General features: G+C 68.4%; 18 protein-coding genes. 10 read left to right on the top strand and 8 right to left on the bottom strand.

What is annotated here, in order from left to right:
• Positions 1–65 precede the first annotated feature (65 nt).
• The gene (locus tag BW39_RS06285; protein WP_013801667.1) at positions 66–383 is read right to left on the bottom strand and encodes a hypothetical protein; all 318 of its coding nucleotides are present in this window, start codon (positions 381–383) and stop codon (positions 66–68) included.
• 187 nt (positions 384–570) lie between these two features.
• Here BW39_RS06285 and BW39_RS06290 point away from each other — a divergent pair, with 187 nt between their 5' ends.
• The 4 genes from BW39_RS06290 to BW39_RS06305 are packed head-to-tail and all read left to right on the top strand — an operon-like array spanning position 571 to position 2,906.
• A complete protein-coding gene (locus BW39_RS06290; protein WP_012206430.1) occupies positions 571–1,131 on the top strand; it encodes a GbsR/MarR family transcriptional regulator in 561 nt (186 codons plus the stop codon).
• Positions 1,132–1,163: 32 nt separating this feature from the next.
• Positions 1,164–2,033 carry an NAD-dependent epimerase/dehydratase family protein gene (locus BW39_RS06295; RefSeq protein ID WP_043820576.1) on the top strand — a complete coding sequence of 290 codons (870 nt, stop codon included), beginning with the start codon at positions 1,164–1,166 and terminating at the stop codon, positions 2,031–2,033.
• Positions 2,026–2,430 (top strand): DoxX-like family protein, encoded by a 405-nt coding sequence (locus BW39_RS06300; protein WP_012206432.1) that lies wholly within the window; start codon positions 2,026–2,028, stop codon positions 2,428–2,430. The genes BW39_RS06295 and BW39_RS06300 overlap by 8 nt, the downstream gene beginning before the upstream one ends.
• Positions 2,427–2,906, top strand: coding sequence for a DUF2269 family protein (locus BW39_RS06305; protein WP_012206433.1), 480 nt, complete (start codon positions 2,427–2,429; stop codon positions 2,904–2,906). The genes BW39_RS06300 and BW39_RS06305 overlap by 4 nt, the downstream gene beginning before the upstream one ends.
• 41 nt (positions 2,907–2,947) lie before the next feature.
• Here the strand turns inward: BW39_RS06305 and BW39_RS06310 are convergent, their stop codons facing one another.
• The 7 genes from BW39_RS06310 to BW39_RS06345 form a co-directional block, all read right to left on the bottom strand.
• Positions 2,948–3,163, bottom strand: a complete 216-nt coding sequence (locus BW39_RS06310; RefSeq protein ID WP_012206434.1) for a TOBE domain-containing protein — start codon at positions 3,161–3,163, stop codon at positions 2,948–2,950.
• Positions 3,164–3,217: 54 nt separating this feature from the next.
• On the bottom strand, positions 3,218–4,198 hold the full coding sequence (locus BW39_RS06315) for an ATP-binding cassette domain-containing protein (protein WP_012206435.1): 981 nt from the start codon (positions 4,196–4,198) through the stop codon (positions 3,218–3,220).
• 15 nt (positions 4,199–4,213) lie between these two features.
• Complete coding sequence (ssuC, locus tag BW39_RS06320; protein ID WP_012206436.1) at positions 4,214–5,065, bottom strand: aliphatic sulfonate ABC transporter permease SsuC; 852 nt, start codon at positions 5,063–5,065, stop codon at positions 4,214–4,216.
• Between the two features lie 11 nt (positions 5,066–5,076).
• Positions 5,077–6,237 carry an FMNH2-dependent alkanesulfonate monooxygenase gene (ssuD, locus tag BW39_RS06325; RefSeq protein ID WP_034395335.1) on the bottom strand — a complete coding sequence of 387 codons (1,161 nt, stop codon included), beginning with the start codon at positions 6,235–6,237 and terminating at the stop codon, positions 5,077–5,079.
• A 38-nt stretch (positions 6,238–6,275) separates the two neighbouring features.
• Positions 6,276–7,331 carry an aliphatic sulfonate ABC transporter substrate-binding protein gene (locus BW39_RS06330; protein WP_043820577.1) on the bottom strand — a complete coding sequence of 352 codons (1,056 nt, stop codon included), beginning with the start codon at positions 7,329–7,331 and terminating at the stop codon, positions 6,276–6,278.
• A 23-nt stretch (positions 7,332–7,354) separates the two neighbouring features.
• Complete coding sequence (locus BW39_RS06335; protein WP_016448337.1) at positions 7,355–8,356, bottom strand: sulfonate ABC transporter substrate-binding protein; 1,002 nt, start codon at positions 8,354–8,356, stop codon at positions 7,355–7,357.
• Positions 8,357–8,771: 415 nt separating this feature from the next.
• Entirely contained in the window at positions 8,772–9,794 is a 1,023-nt protein-coding gene (locus BW39_RS06345) for a sulfate ABC transporter substrate-binding protein (RefSeq protein WP_013801660.1), read from the bottom strand.
• A gap of 144 nt (positions 9,795–9,938) precedes the next feature.
• Here BW39_RS06345 and BW39_RS06350 point away from each other — a divergent pair, with 144 nt between their 5' ends.
• The 6 genes from BW39_RS06350 to BW39_RS06375 all read left to right on the top strand — a co-directional run bounded on the left by BW39_RS06350 (position 9,939) and on the right by BW39_RS06375 (position 16,773).
• Positions 9,939–10,211: an oxidative damage protection protein gene (locus BW39_RS06350; RefSeq protein ID WP_012206441.1), complete on the top strand. Its 273-nt coding sequence runs from the start codon at positions 9,939–9,941 to the stop codon at positions 10,209–10,211.
• A gap of 172 nt (positions 10,212–10,383) precedes the next feature.
• A complete protein-coding gene (locus tag BW39_RS06355; protein ID WP_012206442.1) occupies positions 10,384–11,052 on the top strand; it encodes a trimeric intracellular cation channel family protein in 669 nt (222 codons plus the stop codon).
• Positions 11,053–11,067: 15 nt separating this feature from the next.
• A complete protein-coding gene (mnmC, locus tag BW39_RS06360) occupies positions 11,068–13,008 on the top strand; it encodes an FAD-dependent 5-carboxymethylaminomethyl-2-thiouridine(34) oxidoreductase MnmC (RefSeq protein WP_043820583.1) in 1,941 nt (646 codons plus the stop codon).
• 191 nt (positions 13,009–13,199) lie between these two features.
• The gene (locus tag BW39_RS06365) at positions 13,200–15,281 is read left to right on the top strand and encodes a TonB-dependent receptor plug domain-containing protein (protein ID WP_043820586.1); all 2,082 of its coding nucleotides are present in this window, start codon (positions 13,200–13,202) and stop codon (positions 15,279–15,281) included.
• 34 nt (positions 15,282–15,315) lie between these two features.
• The gene (locus BW39_RS06370; RefSeq protein ID WP_043820588.1) at positions 15,316–16,191 is read left to right on the top strand and encodes a tungsten ABC transporter permease; all 876 of its coding nucleotides are present in this window, start codon (positions 15,316–15,318) and stop codon (positions 16,189–16,191) included.
• 33 nt (positions 16,192–16,224) lie between these two features.
• The gene (locus tag BW39_RS06375) at positions 16,225–16,773 is read left to right on the top strand and encodes a DUF2478 domain-containing protein (RefSeq protein WP_043820591.1); all 549 of its coding nucleotides are present in this window, start codon (positions 16,225–16,227) and stop codon (positions 16,771–16,773) included.
• Positions 16,774–16,776 lie beyond the last annotated feature (3 nt).

Here is a 16,776-nt window from a genome sequence, read left to right on the forward strand (position 1 = left end):
GTCTCAGGCTCTCCCCTTGCCCTGTTGGCGGCTCCCCAAAAAAGCCCCCAACTCGCTTTTGCCTCTCAGGACCGCGGAGTGCTGCTGCGGCCCAGGTCCCGCTGCCGCTCCTGGCGCGCCCGGGCCAGTTGCTCGCGTTCGGCCAGCAGGTTGATTTCGGTGATGCAGTTGAATTCGTCCAGCGTGAACACCATGGTGGCACCGCGCTCGATCTTGTCCACGGTCTGGTGCAGCGGCAAGGTCAGGTCCACCGGCGGGCGGTTGGAGCGGTAGATCAGTTCCTGCTCGGGCGTGTAGACGGAATAGCAGGCGGCAGACGCGGCCTGCGCCAGCGCGCAGGCGGCCAGCACGGTGATGGCACGCAGGTTTTGCACAGCAGTCATGGTGTTCCCCTCAAAACGGCGGCCCGCCTGTGTATGTACTGGGTGGCAGGCCAGGCTGCCCAGCATTATGGAGCAGCACATGCAGCGCCCCGCCAGGTGCCGCCTCCGCGCTGCAGCCGGTTTTGATTTTTAAGCTTTCTCAAATTTCTCTCTTGACAGAAATTTCAAGCCTGCAGACACTGAGGCCATGCAACTGAGTCCCATCGCACACCGTTTCATCCACCATTGGGGAGACATGGGCAGCTCCTGGGGAGTGAACCGCACGGTCGCCCAGATCCACGCCCTGCTGTTTTTCCATGGCCGCCCGCTCAACGCTGAAGAGATTGCCGACACGCTGGGCGCCGCTCGCTCCAACGTGAGCAACAGCCTCAAGGAACTGCAAGGCTGGGAGCTGATCCGCACCAGCCGCAGGCCTGGCGACCGCCGCGACTATTTCGAGACCTCGTCCGATGTCTGGGAGCTGCTGCGCACCATCGTGCGAGAGCGCAAGCAGCGCGAGTTCGACCCGACCTCCGAGATGCTGCGCGAACTGATCGCCGAGCCTGGCTTCGATGCCGAATCCCCCGACACCCAGGACCGCGTGCACGAGACGCTGCGCCTCATGGAGTCGCTGGGCATCTGGACCGATGAGATGCTGCGGCTGTCGCCCTCCACGCTGGACAAGCTGCTGCGCCTGGGTGCCAGCGTGCAGCGCTTCGTGCGCTCCGAGGCCGCTGACACCCGCGTCAAGCGCGGACGCCGAGCCTGAAATTTCCGTCACAAGAGAAACTGGAGGTCACCATGCGCATTCTGGTCTGCGGCGGCAACGGCTTCATCGGCCGCCATATCGTCAACCTGCTGGCCCTGGCCGGCCATGATCCCGTGGCGCGCAGCCGCCATTCCCTGCCTGCGCTCGACTACGCCAAGGCCACCACGCCCGACGCCTGGCTGCCGCACCTGGCGGGCGTGGATGCCGTGGTCAATGCCGTGGGCGTGCTTCGCGACAGCGCCTCCCGGCCCATCGATGCAATGCACGCCCAGGCCCCCATCGCCCTGTTCGATGCCTGCGCGGCGGCCGGCGTGCGGCGCGTGGTACAGATCTCTGCCCTGGGCATAGAAGGCAGTGCCACGCGCTACGCCACCACCAAGCGCGCCGCTGACGAGCACCTGCTGGCGCTCACGGCGGCGGGCCACCTGCAAGGCTGCGTGGTCCGCCCCAGCGTGGTGTTCGGCGCCGGCGGCGCCAGCAGCGAGATGTTCCTGTCCATGGCGCGCCTGCCGGCGCTGCTGCTGCCGCGCCCCGTGCTGCAGGCCCGCGTGCAGCCGGTGGCCGTGCGCGACCTGGCCGAGGCCGTGGCCGGCCTGGTGACGAGCCCCGAACCCGTGGGCATGATCGAGATCGGCGGCCCCCTGCCCTTGCCGCTGGCCGCGCTGATTGCCAGCCTGCGCGCGCAGATGGGCCGCGCTCCGGCCCGCGTGGGCACGCTGCCCGGCTGGCTCACCCGCGCCAGCGCACGCGCTGGCGACTGGGTCAGCGCCTCACCGTGGTGCAGCGAGACACTGGCCATGCTGGCCAGCGACAACGTCACCGATCCGGCCGGATTGCAAGCCCTGCTCGGCCGGCCCGGCATTGCTCCCGCCCAGTTGCTGGCCACGCTGCGCCATGGGTGAACACCGCCTGCGCCAGGTTCCCCCTTCACAGCGCACCATGCACCTCAGCCTGATCGCCGTCTGGCTGGGCACGGCCCTGGTCAGTGCCATCGAACACCGCGGCCTGAGCGTACAGGTGCTGGCTGATGCCGGCATCCACGATGCGCGCTGGCAGACATTCCTGATCTGGAGCGGCCTGCTCGCCGACCTGGCCGTGGGCCTGGCGCTGTGGCTGCGGCCGGGCCGGGAGAGCTATCTGGCGGCCTTGCTGCTGATGGCCGCCATGACCGTGCTGGCCACAGTGCTGCAGCCCACGCTGTGGCTGCATCCGCTGGGGCCGCTGCTCAAGAACCTGCCGATCGCCGCCATGCTTCTGCACCTGATGTCGGCACCTGTCACCCCGAAGGAGTCCGCATGAATCTCTACCTGTTGCTCAAGACGCTGCATATCGCGTCCAGCGTGCTGCTGGTCGGCACCGGCCTGGGCTCGGCCTTCTACATGTTCTTCGCCAACCGCAGCGGCAGCGTCGCTGCCCAGGCCGTGGTCAGCCGCCTGGTGGTGCGTGCGGACTGGTGGTTCACCACGCCCTGCGTGGTCATACAGCCTGTGAGCGGCATTGCCCTGGCCCACATGGCGGGCTGGCCGTTGACCACGCCGTGGCTGGCACTGTCGCTGGGCCTGTACCTGCTGGCCGGCGCCTGTTGGCTGCCCGTGGTCTGGCTGCAGGTGCGCATGGCCGCCATGGCGCGCGGCGCGCACGCAGCGCAGGCCGCCCTGCCCGCGCTGTATGCCGTCTATGCCCGGCGCTGGGAGGCGCTGGGCTACCCGGCCTTCATCGCCATGGCCGTGACCTACTACCTGATGGTCAACAAGCCGATGCTCTGGGGCGGTTGAGCATCGGCAGCACCTTCAGTGCCTGGCCTCAGAGCTTGGCCTCAGAGCTTGGCAATGGACACTTCGGTGGACTTGACCAGGGCCACCACGTCGGAGCCCACAACCAAGCCCAGCTCGTCCACCGAGCGCGTGGTGATCACCGAGGTGACCACGCCCCAGGGCGTCTGCACATCGACTTCGGAGACGACATCGCCACGGATGATTTCGCGCACCTGGCCCTTGAACTGGTTGCGCACGTTGATGGCTTGAATGGACATGTTTTTCTCCTGGGGATCAAAAGGAATCAAAGGAAGGTTGGGGAAAACGAAAAGTCAGACGGCCCAGCGCAGGCCATGGGCCGGCACGCCGGGCCAGGCCGTGGTGTCGGTCAGCGGATTGGCTTCTGGTTCGGCGGCGGGCTTTTGCAGCACGCGGTCGAGAATGCGTTGCTCGATGGCCGCCAGCGCCACGCTGCCGTGCACGCGCGGCCGTGGCAGGGCGATGCGTTCATCCAGCGCAATGCGGCCGTCCTCGATCAGCACCACGCGGTCGGCCAGGGCCACGGCCTCCTGTACGTCATGCGTGACCAGCAGGGCCGTGAAGCCGTGGCGCTGCCACAGGCCTTCGATCAGGCGGTGCATCTCTATGCGGGTGAGCGCATCGAGCGCGCCCAGCGGCTCGTCCAGCAGCAGCAGTTGCGGGCGGTGCACCAGGGCGCGCGCCAGGGCCACGCGCTGGCGCTGGCCGCCGGACAGGCGCGCCGGCCATTCGCCCTCGCGGTCGGCCAGGCCAACCTGGGCCAGCACTTCGCGGCCACGCTCCTGGGCCGAGGCGGGCAGGCCCAGCGTCACATTGGCCAGCACGCGCCGCCAGGGCAGCAGGCGCGCATCCTGGAACATGATGCGCGTGCCGCCCTGGGCGCCCTGCACGGCGCGGGCGGGCTCGCCGTCCAGCAGCAGGGTGCCGGCCGTGGCCTGCTCCAGGCCTGCGACCAGGCGCAGCAAGGTGCTCTTGCCGCAGCCGCTGCGGCCCACGATGGCGACGAATTCGCCAGGCTCCACCTGCAGCTGCACTTCGTGCAGCACCTCGCGCTGGCCGTAGCGCTTGGTCAGCCCGCCGGCCTGCAGGCGCACGCCACGGCGCGGTGCGGATTGGGGGGATGCGGACTGCGGCGCATCGTCGTTCTGGGCCAGGCGGTCGCTGACGTCCAGGCCATCGGCGTCGAACGAGGCCTCCCAGGCCATCGCCGGCGCGGTGGTGTTCAGCTCCACGGCCTGTGCCAGCGTGGTCTTCATGCGGTTCCATCGGCTCATGTCGTGCTCCTTGTGTCACTTGGGCTGGTAGCCCGGATGCCAGCGCAGCCACCAGTGCTCCAGCGCACGCGCAAACCAGTCGGCCAGCTTGCCCAGCAGGGCGTACAGCAGGATGCCGACCAGCACCACGTCGGTCTGCAGGAACTCGCGGGCGTTCATGGTCAGGTAGCCGATGCCCGACTGCGCCGAGATGGTCTCGGCCACGATGAGGATCACCCACATCAGGCCCAGCGAAAAACGCAGGCCGACGAGGATGGAGGACAGCGCGCCCGGCAGGATGACCTCGCGGTACAGCTGCCAGCGCGTGAGGCCGTAGCTGCGCCCCATCTCGATCAGCGCCGGATCCACATTGCGTATGCCGTGGAAGGTGTTCAGGTAGATGGGAAAGAACACCGACACGCTGATCAGGAACAGCTTGGCGCTCTCGTCGATGCCGAACCACAGGATGACCAGCGGAATCAGCGCCAGCGCGGGGATGTTGCGCACCATCTGGATGGTGGAGTCCAGCAGCGTCTCCGCCCAGCGCAGCGAGCCCGTGAGCAGGCCCAGTGCCAGCCCCAGCCCGCCGCCGATGGCCAGGCCGCCCAGCGCGCGGCCCGCGCTCACCTGCACATGCTTGAGCAGCTCTCCCGACTCGGCCAGCGCCTGCGCGGCGCGCAGCACATCCAGCGGAGCGGGCAGCACCCGCGTGGACAGCCAGCCCCACGCCGAGGCGGCCTGCCAGACGGCGATCAGCGCCAGCGGCACCAGCCAGGGCACCAGGCGGCGGCCCACGCCGGCCGCAAAGCGCAGCAGCGGCGACCAGGCATCGCCGGCCGGGGGGGCCGAGGAGGCCGGCAGCGCAGTAACGGTACGTGCATCGGACATGCGTGACTCCCTCAGCTTTGCGACGCGCGCGGCGAGTACAGGTTGGCAACGGTCTCGCCCAGCGGCCCGCCCACGCCGCCAGCCAGCCTGTCGCGCACGGACAGCGGCAGCAGCGGGAAGACCAGTTCGGCAAAGCGGTAGGCCTCTTCCAGGTGCGGATAGCCGGACAGCACGAAGGTGTCTATGCCCAGGTCCGCGTACTCCTTGATGCGGTCGGCCACGGTCTGCGCATCGCCCACCAGGGCCGTGCCCGCGCCGCCGCGCACCAGGCCCACGCCGGCCCAGAGGTTGGGGCTGATCTCCAGCTCGGCCCGCGTGCGGCGGCTGCCGCCGGCATGCAGGGCGGCCATGCGGCGCTGACCTTCCGAGTCCATGCGCGCGAAGGCGGCCTGGGCCTGGACCACGGTCTCGTCCTTGAGGCGGCTGATCAGGCGATCGGCATCGGCCCAGGCCTCGTCCTCGGTCTCGCGCACGATGACGTGCAGGCGGATGCCGAACTTCACGCTGCGGCCATGGCGCGCCGCCTTCTCGCGCACATCGGCAATCTTTTTGGCCACCTCGGCCGGGGGCTCGCCCCAGGTCAGGTAGGCATCGACCTGCTCGGCGGCCAGGTCGTGCGCGGCCTCGGACGAACCGCCGAAGTACACGGGCGGATACGGCTTTTGCAGCGGCGGGAACAACAGCTTGGCGCCCTTGACCGAGAGGTGTTCACCTTCGTAGTCGAGCGTGCCGCCCTCATGGCTGCGCTCAAGGATCTCGCGCCAGATGCGGATGAACTCGGCCGATTGCTCGTAGCGCTGCGCATGGTCGAGGAAGACGCCGTCTCCCTCCAGCTCGGCACGGTCGCCGCCCGTGACCAGGTTGATCAGCAGCCGCCCGCCCGACAGGCGGTCGAACGAGGCCGCCATGCGCGCCGCCAGGCTGGGCTGATGCAGGCCGGGCCGCACGGCGACCAGGAACTTCAGGCGCTTGGTGACCGGAATCAGGCTGGAGGCGACGACCCAGGGGTCCTCGCAGGAGCGGCCCGTGGGAATCAGCACGCCCTCGTAGCCCAGGCTGTCGGCCGCGATGGCGACCTGCTTGACATAGTCGTGGCTGAGCGGGCGGGCGCCCTCGGCCGTGCCGAGGTAGCGGCTGTCGCCGTGGGTGGGAATGAACCAGAAAACCTGCATGCGCTGCTCCAGTCAGAGGACGGAATCGAGGAAGGAAATCAAAGGGCGGAAGAAGGCCGTGCCGCCGCAGGCTCGGCCAGCCGCGCGTACTCGGCCGCCGAGGGCCGCCAGACGATGTCGGCCACCTGCACCTGGCGCGGAATCAGGCCCAGCCGAAAAAATGCATCGGCCACGCGCTGCTGGTCCACCACGGTCTGCGCAGCCAGCAGGCCCACGGGGGAGCTGGGCCGGCGCGCAATGAAGCGGCTGACCACCGCCGCATCCAGGCCGCTGAAGCCGGCCACCAGGGCCACGGCCTCCTGGCGTGCGCTCTGGGCCAGGCGATCGGCGCGCGTGAGCTCATCGAACAGCGCGCGCAGCACCTGCGGATGGCGCTCCACCAGGCCGCGAGAGGCCAGGTAGAACGAGGCGTTGCCCGACAGGCCTTCGCCATTGGCCAGCACGCGCGGGCGAATCGCCAGCTCGGTGGCCGCGTAGAACGGGTCCCAGATGGCCCAGGCGTCCACGCTCTTGCGCTCGAAGGCGGCGCGCGCATCGGCCGGGGCCAAGTACACGGGCTGGATCTCGTTCCAGGCCAGGCCCGCCTTGTCCAGCGCACGCACCAGCAGGTAATGGGCGCTGGAGCCTTTTTGCAGCGCCACGCGCCGGCCCTTGAGATCGGCCAGGGCACGCAGCGGCGAGTCCGATGGCACGAGAATCGCCGAGCTCTCGGGCTTGGGCGGCTCGGCGCCCACGTACAGCAGGTCACGGCCCGCGGCCTGGGCAAAGACCGGGGGTGAATCGCCGGTCAGGCCGAAATCCAGGCTGCCGGCGGCCAGGGCCTCCAGCAGCTGGGGACCGGCCGGGAACTCCAGCCAGCTGACCTTGGTGCCCGCAAAGCGCTTTTCCAGCACGCCCTGCTGCTTGAGGATGACCAGGTTGACGGCCGACTTCTGGTAGCCGATGCGCAACTGCTCGGGCCCGGCCACGGCGGCCGGCGTCTCGGCGCGTGCGTACTGGCCAGCCAGGCTCCAGCTGAAGGCGGTGGTACCCAGCAGTTGCAGGGCCTGGCGGCGCACGCGGTCCAGGCGGGGCTTCTTGGGGATGGCGTTCATGGTGCGGACTCCTTGCAGTGGGCTCAGGGGCGCGACGCGATCAGGTCCACGGGCGCGGCATGCAGCAGGTTGAGCTTGCGGGGGATGAGCTTGAGCTCGAAGAAGGTGTCGGCGATCTGCTGCTGCTCGGCCAGGATCTCGCGCGTCACGGACGAGGTGCCGAAGCGGGCACGGCTCAGGTACAGCTCGGTGATGGACTTGTCCAGGCCCAGGATGCTGGACAGCTCGGCGGCAGCGGCCGTCTGGTTCTTCGAGGCCCAGCGGTCAATCCCATCGACCTCTTCGATGGCAATGCGCAGCACATCGGCATTGCGCGTGGCGAAATCGCGCGAGGTGAAGTAGTAGGCGCGGTTGTTGACCACGCCCGTGGCATCGGCCAGCAGGCGGGCGTCCAGCGTCTTTTGCGCGGCAGCCAGGAAGGGGTCCCAGATCAGCCAGGCATCGACGGAGCCGCGCTCGAAGGCGGCACGCGCATCGGCCGGCGCCAGGAAGACGGACTGCACATCGCCGTACTTCAAGCCATGCTTTTCCAGCAGCTTGACCAGGAAGTACTGCACGTTCGAGCCTTTGTTGTAGGCCACGCGCTTGCCCTTGAGGTCCTGCACGCTGCGGATGGGCGAATCCTTGGGCACGATCACCGCCTCCAGCCCGGGGCGCGGCACGGTGGCGCCCGCATAGACCAAAGGCGCGCCTGCGGCCTGCGCAAAGATGGGCGGGGCCTCGCCCACATCGCCGAAGTCGATGGAGCCCACGTTCAGCGCCTCCAGCTGCACGGGGCCGGCGTTGAACTCGATCCAGCGCACCGACACGCCCAGCGGCGCCAGCCGCTTTTCCAGCGTGCCCCGGCTCTTCAGGATGGACAGCCAGCCCTTCTGGTGGCCCACGCGTAGCACGCGGTCACCCGCCTTGTCCTGGGCCAGGGCCGGGCCGCCCACCGTGGCGACTGCTGCGGCAAGGCCCGCGCCCAGCAGTTGGCGTCGGCGCCAGTTGGCTGTGTGTCGGGGGAAAGAATCGAACGAGACCATGACGGACATCCTTGGAAGAGTGGTGCGTGGCGCAGGCAAAGCGCTGCCCATGCATGCGCGCGGCATGCAGCCAGAAAACAAAAAAAGGGAAGGCGGGGCAAGGGGCGGCCGCCTGCAGGACCAGGCCTGCAGACGCGCAGCACGGAGTCGTCAGGTGCTACATCGCCGGCTGGCGAAGGCCATGGTCTCGAAGCGAGGAAAAGAGCTGGATGCCACCACGCCTGCCTTGCCTGCCTTGCCTGCCACTCCTGCCTTGTGCATCCGCACCCCTGCCTGCGCCGTGCGGCGCGCGGCCTGCAAAGAGTGGCGGGAAGTCAGCAAGATGGACATGGCGAATCGTGGGGATTGGCAGGGGTCTGGGAAAGCGGGTGAATTCAGTGGGTGGGTGGGCGCCGGCCGGGCCGGCGCGCCGCACTCACTTCTTGGTGTAGATCTGGTCGAAGCTGCCGCCGTCGGCAAAGTGGTCCTTGTCGGCCTTGGCCCAGCCGCCAAAGGCCTGGTCGATGGTGACCAGCTCCAGCTTGGGGAACTTGTCCGCGAACTCGGCCTTGACCTTGGCATCCGTGGGACGGTAGTAGTTGCGGCCGGCGATGCGCTGGCCTTCCTCGGAGTACAGGTACTTCAGGTACTCCTCGGCCACGGCGCGCGTGCCCTTCTTGTCCACGACCTTGTCGACCACGGCCACCGAAGGCTCGGCCAGGATGGACAGCGAAGGCACGACGATCTGGAACTTCTCGGGACCGAACTCCTTGAGCGCCAGGAAGGCCTCGTTCTCCCAGGCCAGCAGCACATCGCCCACGCCGCGCTGCACGAAGGTGATGGTGGCACCGCGCGCGCCCGTGTCCAGCACGGGCACGTTCTTGAACAGCTTGCCGATGAAGTCCTTGGCCTGCGCGTCGCCGCCGTACTTGCGCTTGGCGAACTCCCAGGCGGCCAGGTAGTTCCAGCGCGCACCGCCGCTGGTCTTGGGGTTGGGCGTGATCACCTGCACGCCGGGCTTGACCAGGTCGTCCCAGTCCTTGAGGTTCTTGGGATTGCCCTTCTTCACCAGGAAGACGATGGTGGAGCTGTAGGGCGCCGAGTTGTGCGGCAGGCGCTTTTGCCAGTCGGCCTTGAGCAGGTTGCCGTTCTTGACCAGGGCGTCGATGTCGCCGGCCAGCGCCAGCGTGGCCACGTCGGCGTCGATGCCGTCGATGATGGAACGCGCCTGCTTGCCCGAGCCGCCATGCGACTGCTTGACGCTCACGTCCTGGCCGCTCTTGGCCTTCCAGTGCTTGGCGAAGGCCTGGTTGTATTCCACGTACAGCTCGCGCGTCGGATCGTAGGAGACATTGAGCAGTTGCACCGACTGGGCCAACGCCGGCAGAGCCGACAGGGTCAAGCCCGCGATCAGGCCGGCGGCGACAGGAAACTTGATAAAGTGGCGGCGAATTTTCATTGGAGTGTCGGTAGAGAGTGGAGACGACGGTCTGGTGCCGTGGAAAGCATTCTCAAAGCCAACTCTTAAAACTCAAACCAATAAGATTTCAGTTTGTTATTCCCAAAACATCTGAATCTCCACAAGACAAGGACTCAATTCCCCATGGCACGTACCGTTCACTGCATCAAGCTTGGCGTTGACGCTGAAGGCCTGGACTTCCCGCCCTACCCCGGCGAGCTGGGCAAGCGCATTTTTGAAGGCGTGAGCAAGCAGGCCTGGGCCGACTGGCTCAAGCACCAGACGATGCTGGTCAACGAAAACCGCCTGAACCTGGCCGACGCACGCGCCCGCCAGTACCTGGCCCGCCAGATGGAAAACCACTTCTTCGGCGGCGGCGCCGATGCGGCGGCCGGCTACGTGCCTCCTACGGCCTGAGCCGCTTCGCGCCCTTTCACCGCCCCCGTCGCACCGCGCCGGGGGCGGTTTCATTTGCGGTGCCGCAAACGGCCGCCGCCCAGAGACCGCCTACAATGCCCGCCTTCTTGCGCTGGACGGCGCAGTGGCCGCACACCCTGCGGCGCGGGCCGGTCTTCATCCGAGGTTTTCCGTGCTTCCATCCGTCTCCCTGCTGGAATCGTTCCAGGCATCGCAGTTCACCGTCATGCTGGTGATCTACCTCGTGGCCATCACGGCCGAAGCCATGTCGGGCGCGCTGGCGGCGGGCCGGCGCAACATGGACATCTTCGGCGTGGCCGTGATCGCCTTCGTCACCGCGCTGGGCGGCGGCACCATCCGCGACATGGTGCTGGGCCACTACCCCATCGGCTGGACGCAGCACCCTGAATATGTCTACCTGGTCATCTCGGCCGGGCTGCTGACCATCGTCGTGGCGCGCCACATGCACCATCTCAAGCAGGTCTTTCTGCTGCTGGACGCCATGGGGCTGATCGCCTTCTCGCTGATCGGCTGCAACGTGGCGCTGGAGCTGGGCTACCCGCCCGTGGTGGTGGTGATGTCGGGCATGCTGACCGGCATCAGCGGCGGCATTCTGCGCGACGTGCTGTGCAACCAGGTGCCGGTCGTCTTCCGTCGCGAGCTGTACGCCAGCGTGTCGCTGGCCGTGTGCCTGCTGTTCCTGGGCCTTCGCACGCTGGAAGTGGGCTCCAACCTCAGCACCGTCGTCTGCTTTGCCGGCGGACTCACGCTGCGCCTGGCCGCCATCCGCTTCAAGTGGCGGCTGCCCGTGTTCTCCTACCAGCAGCGCTGGGAGGAGTAGTTCTGCCCCTTGCCCATGTCCGAACCCATTGAATGGCTGCCCGATGGCACGCCCTACAGCCCGCGCTTCGGCGACCGCTACCACAGCGAACTCGGCGGCCTGGACCAGGCCCGCCACGTCTTTCTGGGCGGCTGCGGCCTGCCGGCGGCCTGGGCCGATGCGCCGCAATGGCGCATCCTGGAGACCGGTTTCGGGTTCGGGCTGAATTTCCTCGTGGCCTGGGAAGCCTGGAAGGCCGATCCCCGGCGCCCGAGGCTGCTGCATTTCGTCTCGGCCGAGGCCTTTCCCGTCAGTGCCGACGCCATGCGCCAGGCCATGCCGCGCGAGCCAGGATTGCGCCTGCTGGCCGAGGAGCTGGCCACCCGATTCCAGGGCCTGCTGCCCGGCGTGCACCGCCTCGCCTTCGAGCAGGGGCGCGTGCTGCTGACGCTGTACATCGGCGATGCCCAGGCGATGCTGCGGCGCCAGCAGCTCACGGCCGACAGCATCTACCTGGACGGCTTCACGCCGGAACTCAACCCCGACCTCTGGAGCGCCGACACCCTGCGCGCGCTGGCGCGCCATTGCCGGCGCGGCACGCAGCTGTCCACCTGGTGCGTGGCACGCACGGTGCGCGATGCCCTGGCCCAGCACGGCTTTCAGGTGCGCAAGGTGGATGGCGTGCGCCCCAAGCGCCACAACCTGCATGCTGTCTTCGACCCGGCCTGGCAACCGCGTGGGCCGCGCGGGCCGCGTGCACAGCCGCAGGAACCCATCACCCCACAGCGCTGCATGGTGCTGGGTGCAGGCATCGCCGGTGCGGCCGCCGCCGCCAGCCTGTCGCGCCGTGGCTGGCAGGTAACCGTGCTGGATGCTGCCGACGCGCCTGCAGCGGGCGCCTCGGCCCTGCCCGCGGGCCTGTTCTGCCCCCATGTCTCGCCCGATGACAGCCTGCTGTCCCGCCTGAGCCGCGACGGCGCACGCCTGACCCTGGCGCAGTTGCAAATGCTCTCCGGCCAGGGCCTACTGCAACCGGGCACGGACTGGTGCGATACCGGCGTGCTGGAGCACGGCGTGGAAGCCGCCCCGCGGCTGCCGCGCGACTGGCAATCCCCCGGCCCTGGCGACCACTGGAGCCGGCCCGCAAGCGCCGATCAACTCTCGGCGGCCCGCCTGCCCGCCGACGCCCCGGCCTGCTGGCATGCGCAGGCCGGCTGGGTACGCCCGGCGCGGCTGGTGCAGGCGCAGCTGGCGCTGCCGGGCGTGCGCTGGCAGGGCCGTGCCTGCGTGGCGCGTCTTGCATGCACCGACACAGCAGGTGGCGCGCCCGTCTGGCAGGCCCTGGATGAACAGGGCAATCTGCTGGCCGAGGCTGAACTGGTCGTTCTCGCACTGGGCCCCGCAACGAATACGCTGCTGGAGCACAGCCTGGGCGCCCAGGCCGCCTGGCCGCTGCAGCCCATTCGCGGCCAGGTCAGCTGGGATGTGCACACCCCGGCCAGCGCGCAGGCCATGCCGCCCTTTCCCGTCAACGGCCATGGCAACCTGGTGCCTGCCATGCCGCTGCCCGGCGATGCAGCCGGGCCAGGCTGGGTCATGGGATCGACCTTCGAGCGCGACGAGACCGTGCTGCCGCCAAGTCCCGAAGACCAGGCCGCCGCCCATGCAGCCAATGGCGCCAAGCTGGCGCAGCTGCTGCCACGTGCCTACCAGGGCCTGCAAGGCTTCTTCGACGCGCCACCGCGCGCCACCTGGGGCGCCGTGCGCGTGGCCTCGCCAGACCGGCTGCCCGTGGTCGGACCGGTGTCCGATCAGGCTCCCGGCCTGTGGGCGCTGACGGCCATGGGCTCGCGCGGGCTCACCCTGTCGCTGCTGTGCGGCGAGCTGCTGGCAGCACGCCTGCACGACGAACCGCTGCCCCTGGACGCCAGGCTGGCGGCTGCCCTGGCCAGCGAGCGCCTGGGCCGCAGGCGCTGAGCCATTGAACCGCCCGGCCGCTGAACGGCCGGGCATTCACACAACGGCCAGAAAGAAAACCCGAGTCTTCCCGCAGACGGTTTTTTGTCACTCGTTATGTTTTCTAGTGCATATCGCTAGAATCCGGAACCTGTTTTCAAAAGGAAACAACCAGCCGCTCCCCGCGTTCAACCACACAAGAACCTGAAACCGTGACCCGCCAGCCCCGCTCCTGCGCTCCCGCATCCTCACCCGCCCTCTGCTCACCCTCGTTCCGCCTTCGCTCCGCACTGACACACGCCCTGCTGCTCGCAGGCCTGGCCGCCAGCACGCAGGCGCAAGCCCAGGTCGAGGCCCAATCGGGTGCGCCTGCAGCCCAGGCTTCGCAGACCTTCCAGTTGGGCACGGTCGATGTGCACGGTGCGCGTGATGAAGCACAGGCCATATCCGGCGATGAACAGCGACTGGGCGCCGCCGAGATGCGCCAGCGCAATGCCGACACCGTGGCCGACGCCGTGCGCCTGCTGCCGGGCGCCACGCTGTCGCGCAACAATCGCAACGAGGAAATGATTTACCTGCGCGGCTTCGATCCGCGCCAGGTGCCGGTCTTCGTGGACGGCGTGCCGCTGTACGTGCCCTATGACGGCTATGTGGACTTCGGCCGCTTCACCACCTTCGACCTGTCCGAGATCCGCGTGGCCAAGGCCGGCGCCTCGCTGATGTATGGCCCCAATACGCTGGGCGGCGCCATCAACCTGGTCACGCGCAAGCCCGTCAAATCGTTCGAGGGCGATGCGCGCATCGGCGCAGGCGCAGGCGGCGAACGCAAGGCCGCCGTGAACCTGGGCGGCAACCTGGGCTCCTGGTACTACCAGCTGGGCGCCTCCTACCTGGACGCGGACAGTTTTCCGCTGCCCAAGGGCTTCAAGGACTTCAAGAAGCAGCCCACCGACACGGGCAACTACCGCGACAACGCCTACCGCACGGACAAGCGGCTGTCGTTCAAGCTGGGCCTCACGCCCAATGCCACGGACGAATACGCGCTGGGCTATGTGCGCCAGGAAGGCGAGAAGGGCAACCCCGTGTATACCGGCAGCGCCACGGGCAAGAACGTCATCCGCTACTGGCGCTGGCCCTATTGGGACAAGGACAGCGTGTACTTTCTGAGCACCACGCGCATCAATGCCGACAACCTGCTCAAGACACGCATCTACCACGACACCTACCAAAACGGCCTGGACATGTACACGGACGCGAGCTACACGCGCCATGACCCCACCAGCAGCTACAAGGACGTGAGCCAGGGCGCCAGCGTCGAGTGGGCCAACTACAGTTTCAAGGGCCATGCGCTGCGCCTGGGCGCGCACTACAAGATCGACGAGCACACCGATGCCGCCTCGGCCAAGGACCCCAGCAAGCACTACCGCGACGTGACGCGCTCCCTGGTGGTCGAGGACACGATCTCCCTGGCCGAGCGCTGGAGCCTGAACCTGGCGCTCAGCCACGACCAGCGCGATGCGCGCGAGGTCTACCAGTGGCCCACGGGCTCCGCCAGCGCCACCAATGGCGTGGCCAAGCTCGGCTATGCGCTGGGCGGCGGCAGCGAGGCGTATTTCATCGCCTCGCACAAGACGCGCTTTCCCACCATCAAGGACCGCTACTCGGCACGCATGGGCACGGCCCTGGCCAACCCCGACCTGCAGCCCGAGACGGCCAACCACTTGGAGCTGGGCGTCAGCGGCTCGCCCTGGCAGGGCGGCCAGGGCCAGGCCGCGCTGTTCTACAGCCGCGTGCGCAACCAGATCCAGACCGTGGTCGTGGCCTCGGCCGAATGCGGCGGCACCACCTGCAACCAGGCGCAGAACGTGGGGCGCACGCGCAACATCGGCATGGAGCTGTCCCTGGCCCAGCAGCTGTCGGCACAGTGGAGCATGAACGCCAGCTACACCTACCTGAACCGCCGCAACACCAGCGACTCCAGCATCACGCTGACCAACACGCCGCGCCACCGCCTGCTGGCCGGTGTCCAGTGGCGTCCGCTGGCGCAGTGGGAATTCAATGCCGAGGTCGAGACCGAGAAGGGCCGCTACGTGCCGCTGTCGGGCAGCGGCCAGCTGCAGACGCTCAAGCTGTCGGGCTACGGCATTGCCAACCTGCGTGCACGCTACAAGCCGCGCAGCGACATCACCGTGGACTTCGGCGTGGCCAATATCGGCGACAAGTGGTACCAGTTCGATGACGGACTGCCCATGCCGGGCCGCAGCTGGTATGTCAACCTGGGCTATCGCTTCTGAAACCGGGTCGGAGACTGTGCCCGTACCCGATTCCATGGAACCGATCTGCCACCCTCGCCGCCGCCTGCTGGGCGCCCTGCCCGCGCTGGCAGCCCTGAGCGGCTGCGCCAGCCTGCCGGCAGAAGCTGTCAGCGTCGACGTGGCCGTGGTTGGTGGCCTGTCGCTGTGCGGCGTCTGGCCGCGCCTGGCCGACATGGCGGACCGCAGCCTGGGCCTGTCCGTGCGCACCGCCGTTGCCGCGCCCAAGGAGGGAGTGATCCCTGCCATGGCCCAGGGCCGCGCCCAGCTGCTGCTCATTCACGCGAGCGACGAAGCCATGTCGCTGGAGGCTGCCGGCCTGGCATCGGCCGCGCGGGTCTGGGGCTGGAACGAGCATGTGTTCGCTGGCCCTTCGCACGACCCGGCCCGCGTGCGCGGCGCGGCCGATGGCGTGGAGGCCATGCGTCGCATCGTTGCCAGCGGCTCGCCCTTCATCGCGCTGCGCGACCCCGGCAGCTATACCGTGGTCCAGCGGCTGTGGCGCCGCGCCGGCATACGGCCGGACGTCCGCTGGCTGCGCGCCGACACCGGGCCGCGCCCCCAGGCCGTGCTGCAGTTGGCGGCCGAGCTCCAGGCCTATGCCGTGGTCGGCCATATCCCGCTGCATTTCGGCAAAATGGGCGCACCCGGCATCGAGCTGCTGCTGCACGGCGACCCGCTGATGCGCCGGCCCTATGTGCTGCTCACGCCCGGGCCGCGCCATCCGGCCGACGCTGGCCAGCGCCGCAGCGCGCAAAAGCTGGCCGAGCATCTGCTGTCCGCACCGGGCCAGCAGGAACTGGCGCTGGCCAATGTGGCAGCCGGAGGTCCCTGGATCTTCGGGCGCGACAGCATGCCCCCGGTCAACGACACCGGCGGCGGCCAGGAGTAAAAACCTGCCTGGATTCCACAAGCACCGCATGCCATGAACTCACCTGCCACCCTGCCCCTGGCCGCCCTGGTCCATCCCGACGACGAGCATGCAATGGAGCTGCTGCTCGAACACGTGGCACGCCGCCTGCAAGGCGCGGGCTGGCGCGTGGGCGGCCTGGTGCATCGCCAGGACCGCTATGCCAACGGCAACAAGCGCATGCAGTTGTTCGACCTGCGCAGTGACCGCCAATTCGAGCTGTCCCAGGACCTGGGCTGCGCCTCGCGCGCCTGCAGTCTCAACCCCCAGGCCCTGGCCCAGGCCAGCGCCGTGCTGCGCCAGGCGCTGGACGATGGCGTGGATCTGGTGGTGATCAACCGCTTCGGCATCGTCGAGGCCTCGGGGCAAGGCTTTGCCGCCGAATTCGCGGCCTTTGTCGAGGCCGGCACGCCCGTGCTCACGGCCGTCGCGGCCCGTCATCTTGAAGACTGGCGCAGGTATACCGGCAGCCTGCATGCCGAGCTGGCAGCCGATGAGGTGCAGATCGAGCAATGGTGCCAGGCACAGCTTGAGCGCCGTGGCTGCGCCAGCCCCATCCCCTGATTT

The organism is Delftia sp. RIT313, assembly GCF_000632165.1.
In the GTDB taxonomy this organism is placed as follows: Bacteria; Pseudomonadota; Gammaproteobacteria; order Burkholderiales; family Burkholderiaceae_C; genus Comamonas; species Comamonas acidovorans.

What these genes read in the sequence shown, in the direction of transcription:
- BW39_RS06285 (WP_013801667.1), bottom strand. Translation starts at nt 383, where the DNA reads ATGACTGCTGTGCAAAACCTGCGTGCCATCACCGTGCTGGCCGCCTGC.
- BW39_RS06290 (WP_012206430.1), top strand. Translation starts at nt 571, where the DNA reads ATGCAACTGAGTCCCATCGCACACCGTTTCATCCACCATTGGGGAGAC.
- BW39_RS06295 (WP_043820576.1), top strand. Translation starts at nt 1,164, where the DNA reads ATGCGCATTCTGGTCTGCGGCGGCAACGGCTTCATCGGCCGCCATATC.
- BW39_RS06300 (WP_012206432.1), top strand. Translation starts at nt 2,026, where the DNA reads ATGGGTGAACACCGCCTGCGCCAGGTTCCCCCTTCACAGCGCACCATG.
- BW39_RS06305 (WP_012206433.1), top strand. Translation starts at nt 2,427, where the DNA reads ATGAATCTCTACCTGTTGCTCAAGACGCTGCATATCGCGTCCAGCGTG.
- BW39_RS06310 (WP_012206434.1), bottom strand. Translation starts at nt 3,163, where the DNA reads ATGTCCATTCAAGCCATCAACGTGCGCAACCAGTTCAAGGGCCAGGTG.
- BW39_RS06315 (WP_012206435.1), bottom strand. Translation starts at nt 4,198, where the DNA reads ATGAGCCGATGGAACCGCATGAAGACCACGCTGGCACAGGCCGTGGAG.
- ssuC (WP_012206436.1), bottom strand. Translation starts at nt 5,065, where the DNA reads ATGTCCGATGCACGTACCGTTACTGCGCTGCCGGCCTCCTCGGCCCCC.
- ssuD (WP_034395335.1), bottom strand. Translation starts at nt 6,237, where the DNA reads ATGCAGGTTTTCTGGTTCATTCCCACCCACGGCGACAGCCGCTACCTC.
- BW39_RS06330 (WP_043820577.1), bottom strand. Translation starts at nt 7,331, where the DNA reads ATGAACGCCATCCCCAAGAAGCCCCGCCTGGACCGCGTGCGCCGCCAG.
- BW39_RS06335 (WP_016448337.1), bottom strand. Translation starts at nt 8,356, where the DNA reads ATGGTCTCGTTCGATTCTTTCCCCCGACACACAGCCAACTGGCGCCGA.
- BW39_RS06345 (WP_013801660.1), bottom strand. Translation starts at nt 9,794, where the DNA reads ATGAAAATTCGCCGCCACTTTATCAAGTTTCCTGTCGCCGCCGGCCTG.
- BW39_RS06350 (WP_012206441.1), top strand. Translation starts at nt 9,939, where the DNA reads ATGGCACGTACCGTTCACTGCATCAAGCTTGGCGTTGACGCTGAAGGC.
- mnmC (WP_043820583.1), top strand. Translation starts at nt 11,068, where the DNA reads ATGTCCGAACCCATTGAATGGCTGCCCGATGGCACGCCCTACAGCCCG.
- BW39_RS06370 (WP_043820588.1), top strand. Translation starts at nt 15,316, where the DNA reads ATGGAACCGATCTGCCACCCTCGCCGCCGCCTGCTGGGCGCCCTGCCC.
- BW39_RS06375 (WP_043820591.1), top strand. Translation starts at nt 16,225, where the DNA reads ATGAACTCACCTGCCACCCTGCCCCTGGCCGCCCTGGTCCATCCCGAC.